The organism is Pseudohongiella sp., from assembly GCF_011050365.1.
Taxonomy (GTDB): Bacteria; Pseudomonadota; Gammaproteobacteria; order Pseudomonadales; family Pseudohongiellaceae; genus Pseudohongiella.
In genome coordinates this window covers 191,268-215,588 of sequence record NZ_DRFV01000008.1, presented here as the reverse complement: position 1 = coordinate 215,588, position 24,321 = coordinate 191,268, and the positions used below count along the sequence as shown (strand labels likewise).

The window sequence follows — 24,321 nt, the reverse complement described above, 5'->3', positions numbered from 1 at the left end:
TGTTAAATTGATTGCGTCAATTCGTCGTTTTTGGAGACACCATGGTCCCTTATTCCCTGCTTGACCTGGCGCCGGTGGTGCAAGGCAGCACACCTCGCCAGGCATTGCTGAATTCACGCAGCCTCGCCCAGACCGCCGAGGCCACCGGTTATCAGCGCTTCTGGCTGGCCGAACACCACAATATGACAGGTATCGCCAGCGCAGCGACGGCGGTTGTGATCGGCTATGTGGCAGAAGGGACAAAACGTATTCGTGTCGGCTCGGGCGGCATCATGCTGCCCAATCATGCCCCGTTAATGGTGGCCGAGCAGTTTGGTACGCTGGCATCATTGTACCCGGAGCGTATCGATCTGGGCCTGGGCCGGGCCCCCGGCACAGACTCGCTGACCATGCAGGCGTTGCGACGCTATCAGGATAGTGTGGACCAGTTTCCGCGCGATGTGCAGGAATTGCAGAGTTACTTTCAGGCGGCACAACCAGGCCAGGCAGTGCAGGCAGTGCCCGGCGCCGGGCTGGAGGTGCCATTGTGGTTGCTCGGCTCCAGCCTGTTCAGCGCGCAACTGGCTGCCGCGCTGGGCCTGCCGTTTGCTTTCGCCTCGCATTTTGCGCCCGATCAACTGATGCAGGCGCTTGATGTTTACCGCAGCCGCTTCCGCCCGTCCGCGCAACTGCAGTCTCCGTATTGCATGGCAGCAGTTCCCATGTACGCGGCCCAGAGTGAGGCAGAGGCACGTTTTCTGATGAGCTCCACCCAGCAACAGTTCATTGCCCTGAGAAGAGGAACACCCGGTCCGTTAAAGCCACCCATGGAAAACATTGAAGCACATTTTTCCGCCGCCGAGCTGGCAGGCGCGGCTCATGCCCTGGGGGAGGCCATTATTGGTGATCCGGACGCTGTCCGGCAGGGCATAAAACGTTTTGTTGATCGTACCGGTGTCGACGAGATCATGTTCAGCGCACATATTTTTGACCACAACAAGCGCCTCAACAGTGTTCGTATCGCCGGGCAGGCGTGTCAGGCGCTGGCAGAGCATTCAGTCAGCGCCTGACGCACTTCATCTTTAGCCTAGGTCGGTTTTTTGCGCCACACCGACACCTGGCTGACGATGTATTCGTACTTGCGCCGATGCTCCCGGATCATAAAGGGCAGGTCCTGTTGATGCAGCAGTTCATATCCCGGCAACAGTTTACCCAGTCGGGCCAGGGCGGCAGCGCTGTCGGCGCCATCAACAAATGCATCGATCGGCGTGTACTGCTCCATCCAGGTATTGGGTGATGACAACACCAGAATGCCACCGTCACGCAGCAAGGCGTCCGGGCCGGTAAATTGCCGCAGGCAGGCAGCAGGATCCGGCAAACGACATAACAGGTTGCTCATCAAAACCGCATCAAAGCGTTCGTCCGCACTGATGCCAGCGGCTGCCAGCCGGGTCGCGTCTCCCTGAATGAAGTGAACGCGTGACCGGTCGATTTTTTCTGGCACCCGCGCCACCATCGGCGTGACGTGGCGACCACTTTCCAGTCGCGAGTAGGCCAGACTGCCCTGACGCTGCAGGATACTCGCCGCATCGATAAACGCCTGGCTGTAATCCAGACCCTGCACGCGCTCAAATCGCCGCGCCAGCTCGAAACTGGCACGTCCGGTGGCACAGCCCAGATCCAGCACCGAACCGTGAGTCTTGGCAAAATCGCCAACCAGCTCGGCCATGGTTTCCATGAACATGCGTGTGTCCGGATGCCCGACACTGGCCTTGATTTCCTCATCGCGCTGCTCGGCACGTGAACCCCAATGGAACAACATATACTGATCGAGCAGGGCGTCGGTTTCATAACGCTGGCCACCGTCCTGACTCACCGCATTGTTATCCCCCTGTACCAGCCGGAAACCGGCATGCTGGAAAAAATGCGGCCGAAAGTGGAATCTTGCCCAGACACTGGCTTCATCGCCGGTGCTGATAAAAGAGCCGCCCATAATCATTTGATGCTGGTCGTCAAAACAGGGCGTGCTGAAATCCACGTAATACGGATGAATGGCAAACCCGGGCAAGGGATGGAAAGTATCCTCACTCCACTGCCAGACGTTGCCCAGCACATCGTGGAAACCCTTGTTGTTGGCAGCAAACTTTTCCACCGAGCCTTCACTGCCGAAAGTCAGGTTATGATTGATGGCTCGCTGACCCGGCGCCAGCGCTGACTGGTCTCGCATCACGGGATCATGATCAGGGAAAGCCCGGTCATTGGCTTGCGGCTGCCGGGCCAATTGCCATTCATCATCATGCAGCGCCAGATGTTCTTTCTCGCTGGCAAGTCGATAGGGTGTTTCCACGCCATCACGTTCCGAGCGCCACGCGCAATACGCTTTGGCCTCGTAGTAATTGACGATAGCAGGCCAGTCCCACTGCATGGGCTCATCAGTGAAGATCGTGCGCAGTTTGTACTGATGTGACCCCACCGGCCCATCCTGCACCCAGAACGCAGGCCAGCGCGTATTGCGGAATTTGCGCCACGCCCAACCTTTTTCGCTCCAGTACTGCTCATTGAGGTAGGCGCCGGAACTGACGAATTCGTAAAACTCACCATTGCTGATCAAGTATTTGCTGGCGCGAAAAGATTTGACGGCGCGAGTATCCTCGCCATATTCATTGTCCCAACCGAAGGTGGGCCAGGCTTTCGGTTTGCCTACCACCACATCCTGCGCAGCGACGTCTATCATGGGATTTTTTGCCGGATAATGCAGGCCTGCGACCGGACGGGCAACATGTTCTGCCGGATTCCCGGCCAACGGCAGGGATGGCCACTGCGTCGGCGACCGCAGGTACTTCAATGGTAGTTCCCGCATCAGCACACTGGATGTCTCCAGATGGATTCGCTCATGCTCGAAGCACATGACCAGCGCCCAGCCGGGGCTATCCATGGTGATGGGCTGGTCAAATTCAGGGTGCAGACTGATAAGCTGATGCACTGCCTGGTAAACTTGGCGTCGGTATTGGCGGGCTTCAGCAACGGTAGGCCATATTTCCTGCTCACCTTCGTGCAGATCGTCCCAGCTCATTTCATCAACGCCGGTTTCAAACAGAATTTCATAATGCGGGTTCAGCGGTTTGTCGAGCAGGCCTGCCACCAGCAATTTGTTGATGTAAAACGTCACCGGATGCACGTAATAAAATATCAGCGGGTGCCGGGTCTTGTGATACGGCCTGACAAAATAGGCCTCATCACTGACCAGCGCCGAGAACAGGGTTTCGGTCAGCTTCCAGGTATTATCAAAATAATCGAGCAGGGCCTGCCGGCCCGCAGTGATATCCAGTCCCGGCAAGCTGATCGCACGCTGCCCGCGCCAACGGGGCTCCTGTTGCGGGCCCTGTGGTGATGGCGACGCGGAGCCACTGTCATCGGACGACGTGGCCGCGCGGGTATGTTCTAGTATGCCGGTATCTGAGTCAGCCAAGGCTCGGGTCATTAGCGGTTATCCTGTATTCTGTGCAAAATCAGTTCCGGGTATTATTGCGGCCTGATTTATATCCGGGTTTCATCTGGTTTTCGGTATCTGCGACAGATCGTGTAGACTCTGCCCCAAATCGCTTTTCGAGAGGTTATCGCCTTGCGCAGCAAACTTCCCCAAGTGGGCACCACCATTTTTACTATCATGACGAGAATGGCACAGGCTCATAATGCCATCAACCTGTCACAGGGGTTCCCCGACTTCGATTGCCCGGCCGCACTGCGCGAACGCGTGTCATATTACCTGAACGACCGTCGCAACCAGTATTCTCCTATGACCGGGGTGCCTGAACTGCGCGAGCAGATTGCCATAAAGGTCCAGAGTCTATACGGCTGCCGCGTGGATGCAGATCAGGAAATAACCGTGACATCGGGCGCTACGGAGGCTCTGTTTGATGCCATTCAGGCCACCGTAGGCAACGGCGATGAAGTCATCATGTTTGATCCGGCGTACGACTCCTACGATCCGGCTGTGCGCCTGGCTGGCGGCGTCCCCATGCATGTCCCGATGCGGCAGCCGGGCGACGGCCGGAGCTGGAGCATTGACTGGGACCTGTTTGCCAGCAGAATAACGCAACGCACACGGCTGGTTATCATCAATTCTCCGCACAACCCAAGTGGGTCGGTACTGACGCGACAGGATCTGGATACCCTGGCGGGCCTGATCCGGGACCGCGACATACTGGTGCTGTCTGACGAAGTCTACGAGCACATGGTGTTTGGCGGCGGGCGCCATGAAAGTGTGTTGTGTCATGCCGAGTTAAAGGAAAAGAGTTTTGCCGTGTTTTCGTTCGGCAAAACCTACCATGCCACCGGCTGGAAAGCCGCTTACTGCGTGGCACCTCCCGCGCTGACTGCCGAGTTTCGCAAGGTGCACCAGTTTGTCACTTTCACCTCTACCAGCTTCATCCAGTACGCGATCGCCGACTTCATGCGCGATTGCCCGGAACATCATCTGCAATTGTCCGATTTTTATCAGCAGAAACGCGACACCTTCTGCCGCCTGATCGCCGATGCGCGCTTCACCTTGACGCCATCAGCCGGCACCTATTTCCAGTGCGTCGACTACAGTGCCATCAGCGACCTGCCCGATATGGAGTTCGTGACGTGGTTGTGCGAAGAAAAAGGTGTTGCTGCCATTCCACTATCACCGTTTTACGCCGAGGCGCCAGACTCCAGAGTGATTCGCTTCTGTTTCTGCAAGGACGACAGCACGCTGGAAACCGCCGCTGCGGTATTACGGTCGCTGTAACGTCATGGCGCCGGAACAGGCCAGTGCCCTGCTGTCACAGATCCGCGAACTGGCCACGGCGCTGGGGTTTCAGCAACTGGCGGTGACCGACATCGACCTGAGCGCCTATCAAGGCCATCTGGATGCCTGGCTGGCGCGAAACTTCCATGGTGAGATGGACTACATGGCCCGCCACCGTGACTTGCGACTGCACCCTGAAGACCTTCATCCGGGCACCATACGGGTACTCAGCGTGCGTATGGACTATAGCCTGAACGCTGAGCAATCGCTCACTCCGCTAAAAAACAGAGAACGCGCTTACATCTCGCGTTATGCCCGCGGACGCGATTACCACAAGCTGATACGCAAGCGTCTGCAGCAACTGGCTGAACGTATCACCGACCTGGCCGGCCCCATCGGTTATCGCGCCTTTGTTGACAGCGCGCCGGTGCTGGAACGGGCGCTGGCCGAGAAAGCCGGCCTGGGCTGGATCGGCAAAAACACCATGTTGCTGAACAAAAAAGCCGGCTCCTGGTTCTTCCTCGGTGAGCTGTTTACCGATCTGCCTCTGCCTGTCGACGAGCCGGTGAGCGGTCACTGTGGCTCATGTACCGCTTGCCTCGACATCTGCCCGACACAGGCTTTCGTGGGCGCCAACCAACTGGATGCGCGGCGCTGCATTTCCTATCTCACTATCGAGCTCAAAGGCAGTATTCCGGAGGCATTACGCAGCGCCATCGGCAATCGTGTGTTTGGTTGTGATGACTGCCAACTGATCTGCCCCTGGAACAAATTCAGTCAGCTCAGCGAGGAGAAGGACTTCGCGCCGCGTCACGGTCTGGACAATGCTGATCTGAGTGAGCTGTTTCTGTGGAGTGAAGACACCTTCATGCGCAACACCGAGGGCTCGGCGATACGCCGCACCGGCTACGAAGGCTGGTTACGCAATCTGGCGGTAGGATTGGGCAACGCGCCCAGCACCATCCCGGTGCTGACCGCGCTGCAAAGCCGGCAGCAACACCCCTCGGCGCTGGTGCGTGAGCACGTGGCCTGGGCCTTGCAACAGCATGAACAGCGCAAGCCTAAAGTTTGAAGAAATGCTCACGGTAATACTGAAGCTCACTGACCGAATCACGGATGTCATCCAGCGCCTGATGGCTGCCGTTCTTGTTGAAACCAGCCAATAGCTCCGGGCGCCAGCGCCTTGCCAGTTCCTTGACGGTGCTGACGTCAAGGTTACGGTAGTGAAAAAACGCCTCCAGCGTCGGCATGTATTTAACCAGAAAGCGCCGGTCCTGGTGCACGCTGTTGCCGCACATCGGGGAACTTCCGCTTTCAGCATACTCGCGCAGAAAGTCCAGGGTCTGCTGTTCGGCGTCGGCTTCATCTGACTGACTGGCGCGCACCCGGGTGACCAGCCCGGAATCACCGTGTGTGCGCTGGTTCCACTCATCCATGCCCGCCAGTACAGAATCGGACTGATGCACCGCCACCACCGGGCCTTCGGCCAGAATGTTGAGATTGGCATCGGTGATCAGCGTGGCAATCTCGATGACGCGGTCGGTATCAGGCTCCAGACCGGTCATTTCCATATCAATCCAGATCAGGGTTTTGCTTTTGTCGACTACAGCCATGATGTTTCTTCCAGGTTTTATCCGACGAGACGTTAGCCCTCGTGGTTTTATTTTAGCCCAGCGGGGTCCCACGGGGCACCCATTGTAATAGAATGCCGGGTCATGGCCAAACGACGACTGAATGAACATCAACTACGGCGCATCAGCAGCCAGCAAAAAGCCCGCGGCAAGCGGACAGATTCGGCTGAGCGAAACGCCGGCAACACCGACGAATCCACCCTGGGGCCGGAACAGGAAGGCCTGATCGTCTGTCACTACGGCCAGCAGCTTGATGTGGAATCCCTGAATCCGGCCACCAAAGGCCAGCTTTTTCGCTGCCACCAGCGCAGCAACCTGCCACCTCTGGTCACCGGCGACAAGGTGATCTGGCAGGCGGAAAGCGACACCACCGGCATCATCGTAGCACTGATACCGCGACACTCTGCCATGAGCCGGCCCAATGCCCGTGGCGAACAACGCAGTATCGCCGCCAACATCGATCGCGTCGCCGTGGTGTTTGCGCCGGTACCCGAACCCTTTGGCAATCTGCTTGACCGATATCTGGTGGCCATTGAACACCTGCGCCTGAAACCCCTGCTGCTGCTCAACAAGTGCGACCTGATGCCGGCAGACGACAGTGACAACGCTGCCGATGAAGCGGCACTTAAAGTCTCTGACCTGCTCAAGCTGTATGCCGGCATCGGTTATGACACCCTGCGCGTATCCTGTCACCAGCCCGAAAGTATCGACTCATTGCGACAGATGCTGAGCGGTGAAATTGCTGTGTTTGTAGGCCAGTCCGGCGTTGGCAAGTCATCACTGATCAACACCTTGCGCGGCATCAACGACGATGACAACGCGGGCGGTGCTGCCGATGTCGGTGGCCTGTCCAAAGGCCGCGCCATCGGCCGCGAGAAAGGCACACATACCACCACCGCCACCAAGCTATACCATTTACCCGGCAGCGGCGATCTGGTGGATTCCCCGGGGATTCGCGAGTTCGGGTTGTGGCACATCGAAGCAGAGCAATTGATGTATGGCTTTGTGGAATTTCGCCCGTATGCCGGGCAATGCCGTTTTCGGGACTGTCGGCATCAGCAGGAGCCGGGTTGCGCCTTGCTGGCGGCGGTGAGGAAAGGCAAAATTCATGCATCCCGGCTTAACAGCTATCACCATATCCTGCAGGAGCTGGGCCGAGGCTGAGGCGCAGAGGCTTTGCGGGGCGGAGCGGGGGGCGAAAGCCAGGCCATGCCTGCCGTCAAAAGATTTCCGGCAAATCCTCGGGTACAGCGTCTTCCGGCGGCGCGCCCCCATCAAGTTCGGACGCCATGGTACCTTCCATAATGCGGCGTTCAGCCATCTGATTGAGAACCATGATGACGATACGCCGGTTGGAGGCATCCTGCGGGTCGTCCGGCAACAAGGGCAGGGAAGACCCCATGCCAATAATCTGCGCAAACTGCTGGAATGACAATCCGCCTTCTACCAACGCCCGGCGCGCGGCATTGGCACGGTCGGCGGATAACTCCCAATTGGTGTACTGCGCAAAATCACTGCCAAACGGGACGCTATCGGTATGCCCGTAGATGCTGATTTTGTTCGGTATGTCTTCCAGCACATTGGCCATGGCCCATAATACTTCCAGCGCATAGGGCTGCATCTGTTCAGAGCCGGACGCAAACAGCGGTCGGTTGTCGCGGTCAATGATCTGGATACTGAGACCATCTTCTGTCACTTCCATGGACAGGCTGTCGGAGAACCACTCAAACTCCTGATTGCCGGCGATGACCTCTTCCAGCTGTCCCTGCAGGCTTTGCAGCAGTTCGGTCTCGCGCAGGCGTGCCAGCTCAATGTATTCAACGTTCTCCAGTTCGTCCGATGACTCCACGGCCTGTTCCCGGTCTTCCTGCACCAGGGCCAGATTCAGGCCCTGATTGGGCAACGTCAGGGGTCGCCCCTGCAAATTCAACACGTAGGGTGTGCCGCCATCGCCGGCACTGGCCAGGCTGCGCGGATCCGAGAAATACCCGGCAATGACCATTTTCTCCAGTTCGGTGGTACTTTCAATCAGCCACAGCACCAGGAAAAATGCCATCAGCGCCAGGGCAAAATCCGCAAACGCAATTTTCCACGAGCCGCCATGGTGGCCGGCAGCGTACTTTTTGACACGTTTGATGACGATGGTCTGTTCTGACTTTTCCAAGACAATTCTCTTCCGCGAATGAATTCAGGCCGGATTAGCGGCTACGGATATGTTCGTCCAGCTCGGCAAAGGAAGGACGCTCGCCAGAGTACAGGGTCTTGCGGGCAAACTCGACTGCCAGTTGTGGCGGCAATCCGTTAGCAGTCGCCACAATCGCCGCCTTGACGCATTCAAACATTTTGATTTCTTCTTCGGCCACCTCGGCCAGGCGATTACTCATCGGCCCGATAAAGCCGTACGCGGCAAAAATACCAACGAAGGTACCGACCAGCGCCGCAGCCACACTCTGGCCGAGCGCTTCGGGCGGACCGCCCAGTTTCTGCATGGTGATCACGATACCCAGCACCGCAGCCACGATACCAAACCCGGGCAGGGCGTCGGCGACCCGATGCACGGCATGAGAAGGTTCACTCAATTCGTGCATCTGGGTTTCTATTTCGGCATCAATCATGGACTCGATTTCATGCGGCGCCATGTTGCTGGTGGTCATGATGCGCAGGTTGTCGGTGAGGAATTCAATGATGCGCTTGTCCTTTAGCAGGGCCGGATAACGCGTAAAAAGGCCACTTTCGGCAGGCACTTCAATATCGCCTTCGATGGACATCATGCCTTCACGGCGCGCCTTGTTGAAAATATCAAACAACAAACCAAGCAGGTCGAGGTACAATTTCTCACTGGTGGCCGAGCCCAGGATTGCGCTCGGCAGGCGCTTGCCGGTTTCCTTGACCAGATGCATGCTGTTGGAAATCAGAAAGGCGCCCAGAGCGGCACCAAAAATGATAATGAACTCTGATGGTTGCCAAAGCACACTGAGTACACCGCCGTGCATGATATAGCCGCCGGCCACACTGAGCAGCACAACCACAAATCCAATAATAAACAACATATCCTGCTAAACCTCCAGCCGGGTAAAAATGCGCCGCTCTCTTTACATCGGACAATTCCGGAAAATCATTAGCTCAACGGACATTATTACGCCAAACTTGTACGTCCGGACTGCCTTGATTAAGCTGGACCGGACCCATTTGACGGACGAACTCAACAGCTCAGCAATGACGCTGTGCGAACAGGACTTTCATGAAAGATTCGCTTTTCATTCTGCTGCAGCATCTGGTCCCCCAGCATCTGCTGTCCCGACTGGCGGGCAAACTGGCAGACTGCCAATGGTCTGTGATCAAGGCACCTTTCATTCGCTGGTTTATCCGGCGCTATCAGGTTGATATGAGCCAGGCGCTGGATCCTGATCCGTCGGCCTACGCCAGTTTTAATGCATTTTTCACCCGGGCACTCAGAGCGGACGCACGACCGCTGCACGGTGATGACCGCACTGCGGTCAGTCCGGTTGATGGCATAGTCAGCCAGCTTGGCCCGGTACGCGACGGCCTGTTGCTCCAGGCCAAAGGTCACCGGTTCAGTCTGCAAGCAATCCTGGGAGGCGATTCAGCATTGGCAGAGGAGTTTGATGCAGGCTGTTTTGCCACTATCTACCTGTCACCCAGCCACTATCACCGCGTGCACATGCCACTGCCGGGCACGTTGCGGGAAATGACCTATGTGCCGGGTAAGCTGTTTTCGGTCAATCAGCTGACAGCGGAGCGGGTCGACAATCTGTTCGCCCGCAATGAACGTCTGGTCTGTGTTTTTGATACCGACCACGGGCCCATGGCGCTGATACTGGTAGGCGCCATGATCGTCGGCAGCGTTGATACCACATGGGCCGGCCAGGTATGCCCGGCGCCCCACCGTCTGCGCAAAACCGACTATCGGCAACAGAGTCCCGCCGTACAGATCGCGCGGGGCGCAGAGATGGGCCGCTTTAAACTCGGCTCAACTGTGATTGCCGTGTTTGCGGAAAACCGGGTGGAACTGAACGCGGAGCTGGCGGCGGGCACCAACATCAATATGGGCCAGAGGCTGGGCACTATCATCGATGACGAAGAGCTGTACGAATAAGTTGCGCACTGGTCGAACGCACCAGAAACCGATAAAATCGCGCGCCCGGACGATATCCTGAATCCGGAGGCCTCAGCGTTGTCGAATGACAACAACCATGTCGGGATACAACCAGAGTCGGGAACCAGCTATGAACAAATTTGAAAACGTAACTGTGGTCAAAGCCGCCAATATTTATTTTGATGGCAAGGTGACCAGCCGGGTTGTCGAATTCGACAACGGCGACGTAAAAACGCTGGGTATCATGATGCCCGGCGAGTACCGCTTTGGCACCGAGAAAAAGGAAATCATGGAAATCCTGTCCGGCCAGGTAGAGATTCTGCTGCCAGGCGAAGATCTGTGGCGCAAGATCGTCGGCGGTGACACCTTTGAAGTCCCGGCAGATTCGGCATTCGACATCAAAGTCATGTCTGTCACCGACTACTGCTGCTCCTATTTAGGGTAATACCAATGGCAGGGACAGCTGGCTGATTGTGCCGGAGCGGATTGCCCGGCACACAGCCGCTGTTAGCCGCCGTTAGCTGCCCAGAAAGGTCTGATAGGCGACGTTGCCGGTTTCTTCCTGAAACTGATAGGGAATTTCGCGCACAAAACCATCAAACGCAGCGGCGTCTTCGGGGGCCACTTGCAGGCCAACCAATACACGCCCGTAGGCAGCGCCGTGGTTACGATAGTGGAACATGGAGATATTCCACTGTTCACCCAGCAAATCCAGGAATGTCATCAAAGCCCCGGGGCGCTGCGGAAACTCAAAGCGGAACACACGCTCATTCAACGCCTTGTCACTGCGCCCGCCAACCATGTGCCGTATATGCAACTTGGCTGCTTCGTTGTGCGTCATGTCATGCACTTCGAAACCCTTGCTGCGTAATGTACGCACCAGCTTTTCGCGCCCACTGTCCGGGTCATCTATTTCGACACCGACAAATATTTTCGCAGCGCTTGCATCACCATACCGGTAGTTGAATTCGGTGACACTGCGTTTGCCCAGTACCCGCGAAAAGCGGCGGAAACTGCCCGGCTTTTCATCCAGTGTCACCGCCAGCACCGCCTCACGGCTCTCACCCAGCTCCGCGCGTTCGGAAATATGACGCAAACGATCGAAGTTAACATTGGCTCCGGTCACCAGCGCCATCAGGCTCATACCCTGAAGTGACTGCTCACGTACTGCTTTCTTCAGCCCTGCGACAGCGACTGCTCCGGCCGGTTCTGTGACCGCGCGAGTATCATCAAATATGTCTTTGATGGCAGCGCAGATCTCATCCGTTGTGACCGTCACCACCTCATCAACGCAATGCCTGAGGATCTTGAAGGTCTCCTTGCCCACCTGGTTGACAGCCACACCGTCGGCAAACAGCCCCACCTGTGACAGTTTCACCCGGCGCCCTGCCGCCAGCGCCGCCTTCAGGCAGGCGGAGTCTTCCGCCTCAACTGCGATCAGACGAATCTCGGGTCGGATGTATTTGATGTAGGCAGCCATGCCTGCCATCAGACCACCGCCACCGACCGGGACAAAGATGGCGTCCAACGGGCCACTGTGCTGGCGGACAATCTCCAGGCCCACCGTGCCCTGACCGGCAATGACGTCACGATCGTCAAAGGCATGGACAAAGGTGTAACCCTTTTCCGCCACCAGTTTCATGGCGAATTCAGCCGCCTCATTGTAGGTATCCCCATGCAGGATTACTTTGCCGCCACGCGAGCGCACACCATCAATTTTGATGGCCGGCGTTGTCTCCGGCATGACAATAGTGGTTTTGATACCCAGCGCGGTACCGGCCAGGGCGACGCCCTGAGCGTGATTGCCGGCACTGGCAGCGATGACGCCACGACTGGCAGCTTCGGGCGATAATCGGGACATCTTGTTGTAAGCACCACGCAACTTGAAACTGAATACCGGTTGCAGGTCTTCGCGCTTGAGCAGCACCTCATTGCCCAAACGCCGGGACAGTGACGCAGCCTTGTGGATCGGGGTTTCGATGGCAACATCGTAAACGCGGGCGGAAAGAATATCTTTAACGTACTTGTCCATACCTGTTGCCTTGTTCCGGATCCTCCCGTGTGGCATTAAAAGGGGACGGAGGATATTATGGCGATTTATAATATCCTCCGACTCCTTTTATTGCCAGCAAACAACAGGAATTCAGCATGGACCAGAATGAACTGAAAAAGGCCGTCGCCCGCGCCGCTGCCGATTACGTCAAAACCCGCCTGGATGAGCGCACCGTCATTGGTGTGGGCACCGGCTCCACAGCCAATTACTTTATTGAATACCTGGGCGAGTTCAAACAGGACATTCAGGCTACCGTTGCCAGCTCGGAAGACACCGCCAAACGCCTGAAGGCCCTGGGTATCCCGGTCATCGAACTGAACTCGGCACCCGAAGTCAGTGTGTATGTTGATGGCGCCGACGAGGCCAATGAATACTTGCAGCTTATCAAAGGTGGCGGTGGTGCGCTGACGCGCGAAAAGATCATTGCGGCCGTGGCCAAAGAGTTTGTCTGTATTGCGGATGGCAGCAAGCTGGTCGACGTGCTGGGTAGTTTTCCACTGCCGGTAGAAGTTATTCCGATGGCGCGCAGTCATGTCGGGCGGGAGATTGTCAAGCTGGGCGGTGACCCGGTTTATCGTGACGGCGTCGTCACCGATAACGGCAACATCATCATCGATATCCATAACATGAGTATCGTCGATCCACGAAAACTCGAACAACAACTCAATCAGATCACCGGGGTGGTGACCAACGGGTTGTTTGCGATGAGACCTGCCGACAAACTGATTCTGGGAACAATAGAAGGCCTCAGAACGCTAAGCCTGTAATACCAGGATTGATCTCTACGGGATATCAGGCGCTAAAGCGTCTGCCCGCTGCATTCAACCAATGGAATTCAGCCAGCTATTCTGAAATCAGAACCCTGAAATCAGAACTCTGCAATCAGATCTGTTGTCGATGCACGGCAAATATAAAAACGCAGGGCTGTTACACCCTGCGTTTTCGTATTTTACAGAGGATTTACGTTCTCTGCCTGTGGCCCTTTCTGGCCCTGAGTTACTTCCATCGTAACTTTCTGGCCTTCGTGCAGCGTCTTTCTTCCAGTACCGTTAATGGCACTAAAATGGACGAATACGTCCTTTCCACCTTCCTGCTCAATGAAACCGAAACCTTTCTCGTCATTGAACCACTTAACGGTACCTTCTACTTGCTGTGACATATTGCTCTCTTGCTATTTCCAAGGGACTGACCAGAAAAACGTTTCCAGCGGATCCCGATATTTATTAACACAGTTGACAAATCTGGCAACTGCTGGATTCGACACTGAACCCTAAAAACAGTGTACCGCTATATTTTGTCGCTGGGAATACAGTTTGTAACGAAAAACGACGAAATATCCGCTTTTTCAATAAATTTATCGCAAAAACTGTGATGTTCGTCTCATCAATCAGGCAAGTCCCCGATTTCAATCAAAAATCTTTCCCGGATTCATGACCGCATTTGGATCAAATACCTGTTTCAGTGCCTTCATGCAGGCAATTTCTCCGTCACTGCGACTGTACTGCAGATAGGGCTTTTTCAGCAGACCGACGCCATGCTCGGCAGACACGCTCCCGCCATAGGCTTTGACTGCATCAAAGATGTCGTAGCTGACTTCTCCGCACTGACGGAAGAACTCTGCCTTGGGCAAGGCGTCAGGTTTGAGTATGTTCAGATGCACATTGCCATCGCCGATATGTCCGAACCAGATAATCTCGAAATCCGGGTACTGACTGGTAACAATGGAATCAACTTCTTTCAGGAACGCAGGAACCCTGGAGACCTGCACGGAGATATCATTCTTGTAGGGGGTGAATCTGGAAATGGTTTCGGAAATGTCCTCACGCAGCCGCCACAAGCTGCGGGCCTGGGTGATATTCTGGCTCATGGTGCCGTCCAGCGCCCAGCCTTGCTCCACACAATGCTCGAATACAGTCATCGCCGCGTCCATCACAGCTTCGCTGGTGTTCTCGAATTCGATCAGCGCATAAAAGGTACCCACTGTCTCAAACGGACGTTGCAGACCTTTTTCTGCCATCACGTGCAGCAAGGCTTTTTCCGAAAAGAACTCAAAGGCGCAGATATCCAGCGCACCCTGGAACGCCTGCAGTACATGCATGGTCGACTCGAGGTCATCCACCGCCAGCACCAGCACAGTCGGGTCCTTGGGCGGTGTTGCCAGCGCCATGGTGAGCTCCACGATGAACCCCAGCGTGCCTTCCGAACCGATAAACAGATGGCGCAGATCGTAACCGGTGGCGTTCTTGACCAGGCCGTGGTTAAGCTCCAGCAGTTCGCCGGTGCCGGTGACCACTTTCATGCCCATCACCCAATCGCGGGTCAGGCCGTAGCGAATGACCTTGATGCCGCCAGCGTTAGTGGCAACGTTGCCACCGATCTGGCTGGAACCGGACGAAGCAAAGTCAACCGGATAGAACAGGCCTTTGTCGTCGGCAAACTGCTGCAGCTGTTCGGTGATCACTCCGGGCTGACATACAACCTGACGATCAACGGCACTGAAATCCAGTATCTGGTTCATGCGGTCAAATGCCACCACCACTTCGCCGTTGGCCGCTACCGCGCCGCCGCTTAAACCGGTACGTCCGCCCGACGGCACCAGCGCAAACTTCTGTTTATTGGCCAGGCGTACCAGCGCCTGTACTTCCTCAATGGATCCCGGAAAGACAATGGCAGCCGGATCAGGCTCATAGACCCTGGTCCAGTCCTTGCCAAAAACCTGAAGGGATTCATGATCAATACTGACCCGATCCGGCCCTACAATCTCAGCCAGGGAGGCTGCCAACGTTTGCTGCATCGCGCTCATTACCAGGATTACCTTTTATGTTACTGACGGCGTTTATGGTACCATAGCGCGCCTTGAACCCGAGAGCCTCCTGACAGATACCGCTGAGAGATACCGCACCGTTATGAAACCTACGTCGCTGGATAAAAGCAAAATTCGCTTCCTGCTGCTGGAAGGCGTGCACCAAAGTGCCGTCAACACGCTGCACGAAGCCGGCTACACCAATATCGAATACCTGAAGACCTCGTTGTCTGAAGACGATCTGGTGGCAAAGGTAAAAGACGCGCATTTTATTGGCATCCGCTCCCGCACTCAGCTGACCGAGCGCGTGTTTGAAGCGGCATCCAAACTGCAGGCTGTCGGCTGTTTCTGCATCGGCACCAACCAGGTTGATCTCAAGGCGGCGCTGGTGCGAGGCGTACCAGTGTTTAATGCACCCTATTCCAATACCCGCAGTGTTGCCGAGCTGGTCATCGGCCAGACTATTCTGTTGCTGCGCCGGGTGCCTGAGAAAAATGCCCAGGCGCATCTGGGTGCGTGGCAGAAAGTAGCCACCGGTTCTTTTGAAACCCGCGGTAAAAAGCTGGGTCTGATCGGCTACGGCAACATCGGTTCTCAGCTCAGCGTGCTGGCCGAGTCCATGGGCATGAAAGTCTACCTGTATGACATCGTCACCAAGTTGCCGTTGGGCAACGCGGTGCAACTGTCGACGCTGAAGGAGCTGATGCAGACCTGTGACGTCGTGAGCCTGCATGTACCGGAAACACCACAAACGGCAAACATGATCGGCGCGGAACAATTGAGCTGGATGAAGAAGGGTAGCATTCTGATCAACGCCTCGCGCGGTACCGTCGTCGACATTGATGCGCTGGCCGAGGCACTGGAAACCAAGCACCTGGCGGGTGCGGCGATAGATGTATTCCCGGTGGAACCCCGCTCTAATGATGATGAGTTCATCTCGCCACTGCGAAAATACGATAACTGCATCCTGACGCCGCATGTAGGCGGCAGCACGATGGAGGCGCAGGAGAACATTGGCATGGAGGTAGCTGAGAAGCTGGTTCGTTACAGTGACAATGGTTCCTCGATTACGTCAGTGAACTTTCCGGAAGTGGCGTTGCCGTCGCATCCGGGCATGCATCGTTTGTTGCATGTGCATGAGAACGTGCCAGGTGTGCTGTCTCAGATTAACCGTATTTTCTCCGAGAGCGGTATCAACATCTGTTCGCAGTATCTGCAGACCAATGACAAAATTGGTTATGTGGTGATGGATATTGCGGAAGAGGACAGTGATATCGCGCTGGACAAGCTGCATGAGATCAATGGCACGATCAGATGCCGGGTACTTTGGTAAACGCCGAGATAATTTGCATTTTTTAGAGAGCGGTCAGGAAGTGGGAGGGACACGTTGGACCGACCACCTCCTTTGCACGCACAGCCGGCGGGGCGGAACTCGACCTCGCGCTGCGCGCTCGGGACTCAAACAGTCCTCCCGCTGATCGGCTGTGCGCACAAAGGAGAAGCGTGGCCTGATTGGTCCACCGCGCTCCCTCCCACTCCCTGCCCTTGTGCCAGATTCTAAGGCCGTTACTTCAGGCCGTATTTTTCGCTCATTTCTTCCAGCGTGTAAATCTTGCCAATGCGACTGGCGTGTCCTGCTGCACCGAAAGCTTCCAGGCGATCCTTGACGATGCCTTTCATGGCCTTGGTGGACGGGATCAGGAACTTGCGCGGATCAAACTCTGACTTGTTTTCTGCCAGGAATTTGCGCACCGCACCGGTTGATGCCAGACGCAGGTCCGTATCGATGTTCACCTTGCGCACACCGTGCCTGATGCCTTCCTGAATTTCCGACACTGGCACACCGTAAGTTTCCGGGATCTCGCCGCCGAACTCATTGATGATCGCCAGCCACTCCTGCGGTACCGATGATGAACCGTGCATCACCAGATGGGTATCAGGGATGCGGGCGTGAATCTGCTTGATTCGCTCAATTGCCAGCGTGTCGCCGGTGGGTGGCCGACTGAATTTGTAGGCACCATGACTGGTGCCGACAGCGATGGCCAAGGCATCGACGCCGGTGTCGGCGACAAAAGAAGCGGCTTCTTCCGGGTCTGTCAGCATTTGCTCATGGGTCAGTTTGCCCTCGGCACCAATACCATCTTCTTCCCCGGCCATGCCCGTTTCCAGTGAACCCAGACAGCCAATCTCACCTTCAACAGACACGCCGCAGGCGTGGGCCAACTGCACAACGTTGCGGGTAACATCAACATTGTAGTCATAATCCATTGGTGTCTTGCCATCCACACCCAGCGATCCGTCCATCATCACCGAGGAAAATCCCAACTGAATGGAACGCTGACAAACGGCAGGCGACACACCATGATCCTGATGCATGACGATGGGAATATGGGGAAACTCTTCAATGGCCGCCAGGATCAGGTGACGCAGGAAATTGGAGCCTGCATATTTTCGGGCGCCGGCAGAGGCCTGCAATATCACCGGACTGTTGACTTCGTGAGCAGCTTCCATGATTGCCCGGACCTGCTCCAGGTTGTTCACATTGAATGCGGGCACGCCGTAGCTGTTCTCGGCAGCATGGTCGAGCAATTGACGAAGACTGATAAGTGCCATGTTAAATTCCTCTTGTTAGTTCGAATTCGTGTAGTTCGAAATTCTGTTTTTCAAATTGTCGCTCAATCCTGCCCGCGCGTTTCCAGTATCGCCACGGCCGGCAGCACATCACCCTGGACAAATTCCAGAAAGGCACCACCACCGGTTGAGATATAAGACACCTGATCCGTTATGCCGAACTTGTCGATTGCAGATATGGTTTCGCCGCCGCCGGCAATAGAAAAACCCGCGTTGTCTGCGATCGCCTTTGCCACCGCCCGGGTGCCACCGGCAAAAGCTTCGAACTCAAACACGCCCAGCGGGCCATTCCAGATAATGGTTTTCATCCCGGCGATAATGTCCGCCAGCACGGCCGCCGTTTTTGGCCCGATATCCAGAATCATATCATCGTCAGACACGTCACTGACGTCCTTGATGGTTGCCTTGGCATCGGCGGAAAACTCTTTCGCGACTACCACATCAACCGGCAGCGGAATATTGGTTTTCTTCATCAGCTCGCGAGCCGTGTCGACCAGATCCGTTTCCACCAGTGATTTCCCTACCGGATAACCGGCCGCGAGCAGGAAAGTGTTGGCAATGCCGCCGCCGACGATCAATTGGTCAGTTCTGTCTGCCAGACTCTCCAGCACTTTCAGTTTACTGGAAACCTTGGCGCCACCCACAATCGCCAGCATCGGACGCTCGGGTTTTTGCAGTGCTTTCTCCAGCGCATCCAGCTCACCTGCCAGCAGCGGCCCGGCACAGGCGACCGGAGCAAATTTTGCCACACCATGGGTGCTGGCCTGTGCGCGGTGCGCGGTACCAAAGGCATCCATGACAAACACATCACACAGCGCAGCGTACTGTTTCGCCAGCGCATCATCATTGCTCTTTTCACCCTGATTAATGCGGACGTTCTCCAGCAACACCACTTCACCGGCAGCAGGCTGAGCCGCAGCGGGGTTTTCCAGGTAATCAGCCACCAGGCGCACATTGACACCCAGCAGATGCCCGAGGTGCGCGGCCACCGGCGCCAGCGATGAGTCAGGCTGATCTGCAACGGGCAGTCCTTCTTCGGGCCGGCCCAGGTGTGACATCACTATCAGCCTGGCGCCGGCCTCCATCGCCATCTTCAACGCGGGCAGTGCAGCAACTATCCTAGTGTCGTTGCCGACCTGGCCATTTTTTACCGATACATTCAGATCCTCGCGTATCAATACGCGCTTGCCGCGCAGATCGAGATCCTGCATTCTCTTGATGGTGCCTGAAGGTGTTGTCATGAGTCGCTGAGGTCCTCCCAGACCAGGTATCGTCAAAGCGGTTATAACTGCCGGATCAGATTGGCCACATCCAGCATACGATTTGCGTAGGCCCATTCGTTATCGAACCAGGCGAGCACTTTTATCAAATGTTGACCACTGACCCGTGTCTGGCTCAGATCCACAATTGCAGACCTGGGATCGTGATTGAAATCACAGGACGCCAGCGGTTCGTCGGTGCAGGCCAGCACATTAGGCATGGAGCGCGCGGCCGCCTGTCTTATGGCATCATTGACGCGGTCAATGTCCGCATCCCCCCGGACTGTCACCGTCAGATCGATGGCTGACACATTGAGGGTAGGTACGCGCATGGCCTGTGCCGAGAAACGCCCGTCCAGCTTCGGCAGGATGCGGCCAATGCCTTTAGCGATTTCGGTGTCCACCGGAATGATCGATTGCACAGCGCTGCGGGTCTTGCGCAGATCCTGATGGTGATAGGCATCGATCACCGGCTGATCATTCATCGCCGAGTGGATCGTGGTTATCACGCCATACTCCAGGCCAAATGCATCATCCAGGCATTGAATCACCGGCACCACACAGTTGGTCGTGCAGGACGCCGCCGAGATCACCCGATGCGATGCCTGCAGTACATCATGGTTGATACCATACACCACCGTGGCGTCAACGTCGCTCTGCGCCGGCTGCGAAAACAACACCCGACCTGCGCCTGAGTTCAGATGCTGCTCAGCCGTACTGCGGTCGTTGAACGTGCCCGTACATTCCAGTACCAGATCGATGTCCAGCGCCTGCCAGGGCAGCGCGCTGATTTCGGGTTGTGACAATAGCTGTATTTTCTGGCCATTCACGATCATGTGCCCGGCATCATCAAGCACTGCCTCGCCATGGAACCGGCCGTGGGTGCTGTCATAACGCGTCAGGTGTGCCAGCGTGCGCGCATCCGTCAAGTCGTTGATGGCCACGATCTGCAATTCCTTGTGCGCGGCACTTTCATGCAGCGCGCGCAAAACACAACGTCCGATTCGGCCATAACCATTTATTGCCAGCCGATAGGGCATAATAAAGCTCCGTCCTACGTCAGCAGTTCGTCGGCTTTGGCAACAATGTTGTCGGCAGTGAACCCGAAGGCCTTCATCAGAGCGCCACCCGGGGCTGACTCACCAAAGCTGGTCATGCCCACTACGGCACCGTCCAGACCAACATACTTGAACCAGTAGTCGGCAATGGCTGCTTCCACCGCCAGGCGCTTGCGTACGGCAGATGGCAATACACTCTCGCGATAGGCAGCATCCTGCCCATCAAACACGTCGGTCGAAGGCATTGACACCAGGCGCGCCTTGACGCCTTTATCCTGCAATGTTTTCACGGCATCACGCGCAATCGACACTTCCGAGCCAGTCGCAATGACGATCAGTTCGGGCTGACCCTGACAGTCTTCCAGCACGTAGGCGCCGCGCTCGATGCCGGCGACCTGCGCATTATCGCGTGCCTGGTGCGGCAGCCCCTGACGCGAGAATACCAACGATGTCGGCCCATCCTTGCGCAGCAAGGCGTGTTTCCAGGCAATCGCCGTTTCCACCGCGTCGCAGGGGCGCCAGACCGACATGTTCGGCGTGGTACGCAGGTTGGCCAGTTGTTCGATAGGCTGGTGGGTCGGGCCATCTTCGCCCTGCCCGATGGAGTCGTGGGTGTAAACGTTGATGGTATGCTGCTTCATCAATGCAGCCATGCGCACCGCATTACGCGCATACTCCATGAATATAAGGAAGGTGCCGCCGTAAGGGATAAAACCGCCGTGCAGCGCGATTCCGCTCATGATCGCGGTCATGCCGAATTCACGGACACCGTAATTAATGTAGTTACCATCAGCGCTGTCAGTGATCGGCACACTGCCTTTCCACAGCGTGAGGTTTGAACCGGCCAGATCGGCAGAGCCGCCAATCAATTCCGGCAGAATCTCGCCAAATGCTGCGATGCTGTTTTGTGACGCCTTGCGCGACGCAATGCTTTCGCCTTTTTCCTGACATGACGCGAGGTGCTCTGCGGCGCGCTCAGCAAAATCGCCTGGCAACTCGCCTTTCAACCGGCGTACCAGCTCCACTGCCAGATCGGGATGGGCTTCTTCATAGCGCACCAGTTTCTCTTTCCATTGCGTTTCCGCCTGGAAACCGCGTTCGCGGGCGTCCCAGTCCTGCTTTATGTTTTCCGGCACTTCAAACGGCGGGTGCTGCCAGCCCAACTGCTTGCGGGTGGCGGCAATTTCATCATCACCCAGCGGTGCGCCGTGGATGCCCGCGGTGCCGCTTTTACCCGGGGACCCGAAACCGATCGTGGTACGGCAGCGAATGATGCTTGGGCGTGACGTTTCTTTTCGGGCCGCCTCAATAGCGCCTTTAATCTGTTCCGCGTCGTGGCCGTCAACCGCCAGCACGTGCCAACCGTAGGACTCAAAGCGCTTGCTGGTGTCATCGGTGAACCAGCCTTCGACATCACCATCAATGGAGATACCATTGTCGTCATAGAACATGATCAGCTTGCCCAGACCCAGCGTACCCGCCAGTGAACACACTTCGTGTGACACACCTTCCATCAGGCAGCCGTCACCGGCAAACACATAGGTGAAGTGATCGACAATGTTGTGGTCGGGACGGTTGAACTGGGCCGCCAGGGTCTTCTCGGCAATTGCCATACCCACCGCGTTGGCCAGCCCCTGGCCCAGCGGACCGGTTGTGGTTTCGACGCCGGGGGTGTAACCAAATTCGGGGTGACCCGGAGTCCTGGAGTGCAACTGACGGAAGTTCTGCAACTCCGACATGGGCAGATCGTAGCCGCTCAGATGCAGCAGAGCATAAATCAGCATGGAGCCGTGACCATTGGACAGAACAAAGCGGTCGCGGTTCATCCACTGCGGGTTAACCGGATTGTGAGACAGGAAGTCGTTCCACAGCACTTCGGCGATGTCTGCCATGCCCATCGGTGCGCCGGGGTGGCCGGAATTGGCTTTCTGGACGGCGTCCATGGCGAGGGCACGGATGGCATTGGCGCATTCTCTGCGCGAGGTCAGTCGGGTGGACATACGAGTGGAGCTCCTGTACGCGGGGTTCGGGTCGTAGAAAGCGCGTATTTTCCCGCAGTTGAGCCTTATTTTCCAGACATATCCGGCCCGAAGCCACAGATAGGCAGATATGACCGTCGCCGCGTCAAAGGATATCCACGCGCAGCAAAGGCTGAATACGGTCGCGCCACCGGGCAGCCACCGTCGCCCTGTCGGCATATTCGGGCCAGCGTCTGACCACCGCGCTAACGTCCTCGATAATGGCCTCGGCGCGGCCACGCTTGAGGGTGGCCAGCCGCGCGCAGGCCTTGAAGTCGTCAAGCGTGAAATGATCGCGCCTGCCGTTCAGGCTCATCTGGTGGCTTGAGGTCCAGTCACCGTCCGGATTATAGGAAAACGTGAGATCAAACGCCGGCGACAGGGACCATTGTCCGGCGCGGTCCATCAGGAAGGCGATATTTTTGGTATGGTCATCCTGATTGCGGGCCACGATGTTGAATACCATACGTCGGAACTGTTGCTCGACCTCGGCATGTGACAGGTTCAATTGCTGCATGACCTGCAGGGCCTGTTCATAACTGTAGGCGCCGGCGGCGTTATAGTCGAAATGCGCCATCGCGCACAGGGACTGCATATGTAGTTTGTCGCCCGCGTCGGTGCGATCAAAACGGCGCGTCATAAAGTGGTGGCGATCGCCTTCCTCGAGCAGGCGGCATTCTGACATGGTAATGCCCGCGTCACGAGCCATCAGGTAGTAGGCATACTCAATCTGGCCGTAGCCCTGAGGGTCTGCCAGCTCTTTGTCCCGGTTGGCGCTCACGCCGTCAAATTTCAGCAACCAGTGCTGGTAACCGGCGTCAGCGTCAAGCTGACCGGATCGGACATCGCCGCTTTCCGGGTGCCAGGCGATAACGGCCTTGGCCCGCGCGCCACCCGCCGAGGTCCCCACCCGTAAAATGTCGCGCAAACCATCAGGGTCATCCTGGCTCAAATGGGTCGCGAAGGACTGCCGCTGCGTCAGCACCCTGGAAGCCAGGCCAACCAACTGCGAAATATCCACGCGCTGCGACGCCTTAGCCCGCGGCCCGGTGACCGGTGCGAACTCCAATGCACCCATGGCCCGTTGACCGACATAACACAGGCGCTCTACTGCATTAAACGTATCGGGGGCACGCCCCTGACTGGCCAGCCAGGCATCAATCAGGGCATGCCCGAAACGGTCAGGCAATGCATCCGCCAACAACCCCGGCAGGCCATGAAAGGTTTGTTGCGCCAGGGCCGGGAAACGAAATACTTTTTTATGGCTGCCCGGCAAGGGCATCATCAGTGGCGCGAGCTGGATACCACTGCTGGCAAAATCTTCTTCGTATTCAAAATTCGCTGTCGAAGAACGCTCGTCAAGCGCCACCGCGCCAATGGTGCTCCCCCAAAGCCTGACCTGCGCCAGGGTAGTCATTGGCGCTCATCCCCCCAAACCCAGGGTTTGCCTGTCTCAGACCTGTCTGTCTGGTCCGGTGCGGAAGCGGGCGTTTGCCGTGGCCGTACCCGTTGCGGAGGCTTACGCTGGTTGCGCAGCAGGGCCATGGGCCGGGGCGCCGGGGCCGGAATCGCGTGATCCAGCGTCGGCAGCATATCCAGCACGCGCAGCACACGAATCAGATTCGGTAGCTGGGATGGCGCACCGGCCTCAATACGCTCCAGCGTGCTTTTGGAAATACCTGACATCTCAGCCAGCGCCTGCTGGGTCAATTTCGCATCAATGCGATGGCGACTCAGCCGACGCCCCAATTCGACCAGTATGGCCTCGTCAGACAAGGTTTTGTTAATCACAAGCGTCTTGCCATTCATATCTTTACTCTTGATATATGATGATTAGAGTTACTTTAGACATCATACTCTTTATACATGATGAGTATGATGTAAAACTAAATTAAATCGTTATATATGAAGATATATCGTAATATTTAACTATATCTCTGTATATATAAGGATTTATACTTTATACCACTCCATATCTCTATCAAAATATTTTGATAT

At 56.4% G+C, this 24,321-nt stretch carries 21 protein-coding genes; 8 read left to right on the top strand and 13 right to left on the bottom strand.

What is annotated here, in order from left to right; genetic code table 11:
• The first annotated feature begins 41 nt into the window (after nt 1–41).
• The gene (locus ENH71_RS06830; RefSeq protein WP_294131568.1) at nt 42–1,049 is read left to right on the top strand and encodes an LLM class flavin-dependent oxidoreductase; all 1,008 of its coding nucleotides are present in this window, start codon (nt 42–44) and stop codon (nt 1,047–1,049) included.
• Nucleotides 1,050–1,066: 17 nt separating this feature from the next.
• Here the strand turns inward: ENH71_RS06830 and ovoA are convergent, their stop codons facing one another.
• A complete protein-coding gene (gene ovoA, locus ENH71_RS06825) occupies nt 1,067–3,460 on the bottom strand; it encodes a 5-histidylcysteine sulfoxide synthase (protein ID WP_294131566.1) in 2,394 nt (797 codons plus the stop codon).
• 141 nt (nt 3,461–3,601) lie between these two features.
• On the opposite strand from ovoA, the gene ENH71_RS06820 reads away from it, so the two are divergent.
• Both ENH71_RS06820 and queG read left to right on the top strand, forming a co-directional pair.
• The gene (locus ENH71_RS06820) at nt 3,602–4,753 is read left to right on the top strand and encodes a methionine aminotransferase (RefSeq protein ID WP_317622360.1); all 1,152 of its coding nucleotides are present in this window, start codon (nt 3,602–3,604) and stop codon (nt 4,751–4,753) included.
• A 4-nt stretch (nt 4,754–4,757) separates the two neighbouring features.
• Nucleotides 4,758–5,825 (top strand): tRNA epoxyqueuosine(34) reductase QueG, encoded by a 1,068-nt coding sequence (gene queG / locus ENH71_RS06815; RefSeq protein WP_294131564.1) that lies wholly within the window; start codon nt 4,758–4,760, stop codon nt 5,823–5,825.
• Here queG and orn read toward each other — a convergent pair.
• The gene (orn, locus tag ENH71_RS06810) at nt 5,815–6,366 is read right to left on the bottom strand and encodes an oligoribonuclease (RefSeq protein ID WP_294131561.1); all 552 of its coding nucleotides are present in this window, start codon (nt 6,364–6,366) and stop codon (nt 5,815–5,817) included. The genes queG and orn overlap by 11 nt on opposite strands.
• Before the next feature lie 102 nt (nt 6,367–6,468).
• Between orn and rsgA the strand changes: the two genes are divergently transcribed.
• Complete coding sequence (gene rsgA / locus ENH71_RS06805; protein WP_294131559.1) at nt 6,469–7,548, top strand: small ribosomal subunit biogenesis GTPase RsgA; 1,080 nt, start codon at nt 6,469–6,471, stop codon at nt 7,546–7,548.
• A gap of 55 nt (nt 7,549–7,603) precedes the next feature.
• Here rsgA and motB read toward each other — a convergent pair whose 3' ends face one another.
• Together motB and motA are read right to left on the bottom strand one after the other, a co-directional pair.
• Nucleotides 7,604–8,548 (bottom strand): flagellar motor protein MotB, encoded by a 945-nt coding sequence (gene motB / locus ENH71_RS06800; protein WP_294131557.1) that lies wholly within the window; start codon nt 8,546–8,548, stop codon nt 7,604–7,606.
• 34 nt (nt 8,549–8,582) lie between these two features.
• Nucleotides 8,583–9,434, bottom strand: a complete 852-nt coding sequence (motA, locus tag ENH71_RS06795) for a flagellar motor stator protein MotA (RefSeq protein WP_294131555.1) — start codon at nt 9,432–9,434, stop codon at nt 8,583–8,585.
• Nucleotides 9,435–9,625: 191 nt separating this feature from the next.
• On the opposite strand from motA, the gene asd reads away from it, so the two are divergent.
• Together asd and ppnP are read left to right on the top strand one after the other, a co-directional pair.
• Entirely contained in the window at nt 9,626–10,501 is an 876-nt protein-coding gene (gene asd, locus ENH71_RS06790) for an archaetidylserine decarboxylase (protein ID WP_294131553.1), read from the top strand.
• A gap of 130 nt (nt 10,502–10,631) precedes the next feature.
• On the top strand, nt 10,632–10,946 hold the full coding sequence (gene ppnP / locus ENH71_RS06785; RefSeq protein WP_294131551.1) for a pyrimidine/purine nucleoside phosphorylase: 315 nt from the start codon (nt 10,632–10,634) through the stop codon (nt 10,944–10,946).
• Nucleotides 10,947–11,018: 72 nt separating this feature from the next.
• Here the strand turns inward: ppnP and ilvA are convergent, their stop codons facing one another.
• Nucleotides 11,019–12,533, bottom strand: coding sequence for a threonine ammonia-lyase, biosynthetic (ilvA, locus tag ENH71_RS06780; protein WP_317622359.1), 1,515 nt, complete (start codon nt 12,531–12,533; stop codon nt 11,019–11,021).
• A 116-nt stretch (nt 12,534–12,649) separates the two neighbouring features.
• Between ilvA and rpiA the strand changes: the two genes are divergently transcribed.
• On the top strand, nt 12,650–13,321 hold the full coding sequence (rpiA, locus tag ENH71_RS06775) for a ribose-5-phosphate isomerase RpiA (RefSeq protein ID WP_294131547.1): 672 nt from the start codon (nt 12,650–12,652) through the stop codon (nt 13,319–13,321).
• A gap of 182 nt (nt 13,322–13,503) precedes the next feature.
• On the opposite strand, the gene ENH71_RS06770 is transcribed toward rpiA, so the two are convergent.
• Together ENH71_RS06770 and ENH71_RS06765 are read right to left on the bottom strand one after the other, a co-directional pair.
• Complete coding sequence (locus ENH71_RS06770; protein WP_070117378.1) at nt 13,504–13,713, bottom strand: cold-shock protein; 210 nt, start codon at nt 13,711–13,713, stop codon at nt 13,504–13,506.
• 246 nt (nt 13,714–13,959) lie between these two features.
• Entirely contained in the window at nt 13,960–15,348 is a 1,389-nt protein-coding gene (locus tag ENH71_RS06765) for a D-2-hydroxyglutarate dehydrogenase (protein ID WP_317622364.1), read from the bottom strand.
• Between the two features lie 112 nt (nt 15,349–15,460).
• Between ENH71_RS06765 and serA the strand changes: the two genes are divergently transcribed.
• Entirely contained in the window at nt 15,461–16,690 is a 1,230-nt protein-coding gene (gene serA / locus ENH71_RS06760; protein WP_294131529.1) for a phosphoglycerate dehydrogenase, read from the top strand.
• A gap of 233 nt (nt 16,691–16,923) precedes the next feature.
• On the opposite strand, the gene fba is transcribed toward serA, so the two are convergent.
• The 6 genes from fba to ENH71_RS06730 all read right to left on the bottom strand — a co-directional run bounded on the left by fba (nt 16,924) and on the right by ENH71_RS06730 (nt 24,132).
• Entirely contained in the window at nt 16,924–17,970 is a 1,047-nt protein-coding gene (fba, locus tag ENH71_RS06755) for a class II fructose-bisphosphate aldolase (protein WP_294131527.1), read from the bottom strand.
• A 62-nt stretch (nt 17,971–18,032) separates the two neighbouring features.
• The gene (locus ENH71_RS06750; RefSeq protein ID WP_294131525.1) at nt 18,033–19,229 is read right to left on the bottom strand and encodes a phosphoglycerate kinase; all 1,197 of its coding nucleotides are present in this window, start codon (nt 19,227–19,229) and stop codon (nt 18,033–18,035) included.
• Nucleotides 19,230–19,270: 41 nt separating this feature from the next.
• Entirely contained in the window at nt 19,271–20,287 is a 1,017-nt protein-coding gene (gene gap, locus ENH71_RS06745; RefSeq protein WP_294131522.1) for a type I glyceraldehyde-3-phosphate dehydrogenase, read from the bottom strand.
• A gap of 14 nt (nt 20,288–20,301) precedes the next feature.
• Nucleotides 20,302–22,293, bottom strand: coding sequence for a transketolase (tkt, locus tag ENH71_RS06740; RefSeq protein WP_294131674.1), 1,992 nt, complete (start codon nt 22,291–22,293; stop codon nt 20,302–20,304).
• A 136-nt stretch (nt 22,294–22,429) separates the two neighbouring features.
• The gene (locus ENH71_RS06735) at nt 22,430–23,740 is read right to left on the bottom strand and encodes a type II toxin-antitoxin system HipA family toxin (protein ID WP_294131519.1); all 1,311 of its coding nucleotides are present in this window, start codon (nt 23,738–23,740) and stop codon (nt 22,430–22,432) included.
• Nucleotides 23,737–24,132 carry a helix-turn-helix transcriptional regulator gene (locus tag ENH71_RS06730; RefSeq protein ID WP_294131516.1) on the bottom strand — a complete coding sequence of 132 codons (396 nt, stop codon included), beginning with the start codon at nt 24,130–24,132 and terminating at the stop codon, nt 23,737–23,739. Before ENH71_RS06730 ends, ENH71_RS06735 begins: the two co-directional genes overlap by 4 nt.
• Nucleotides 24,133–24,321 lie beyond the last annotated feature (189 nt).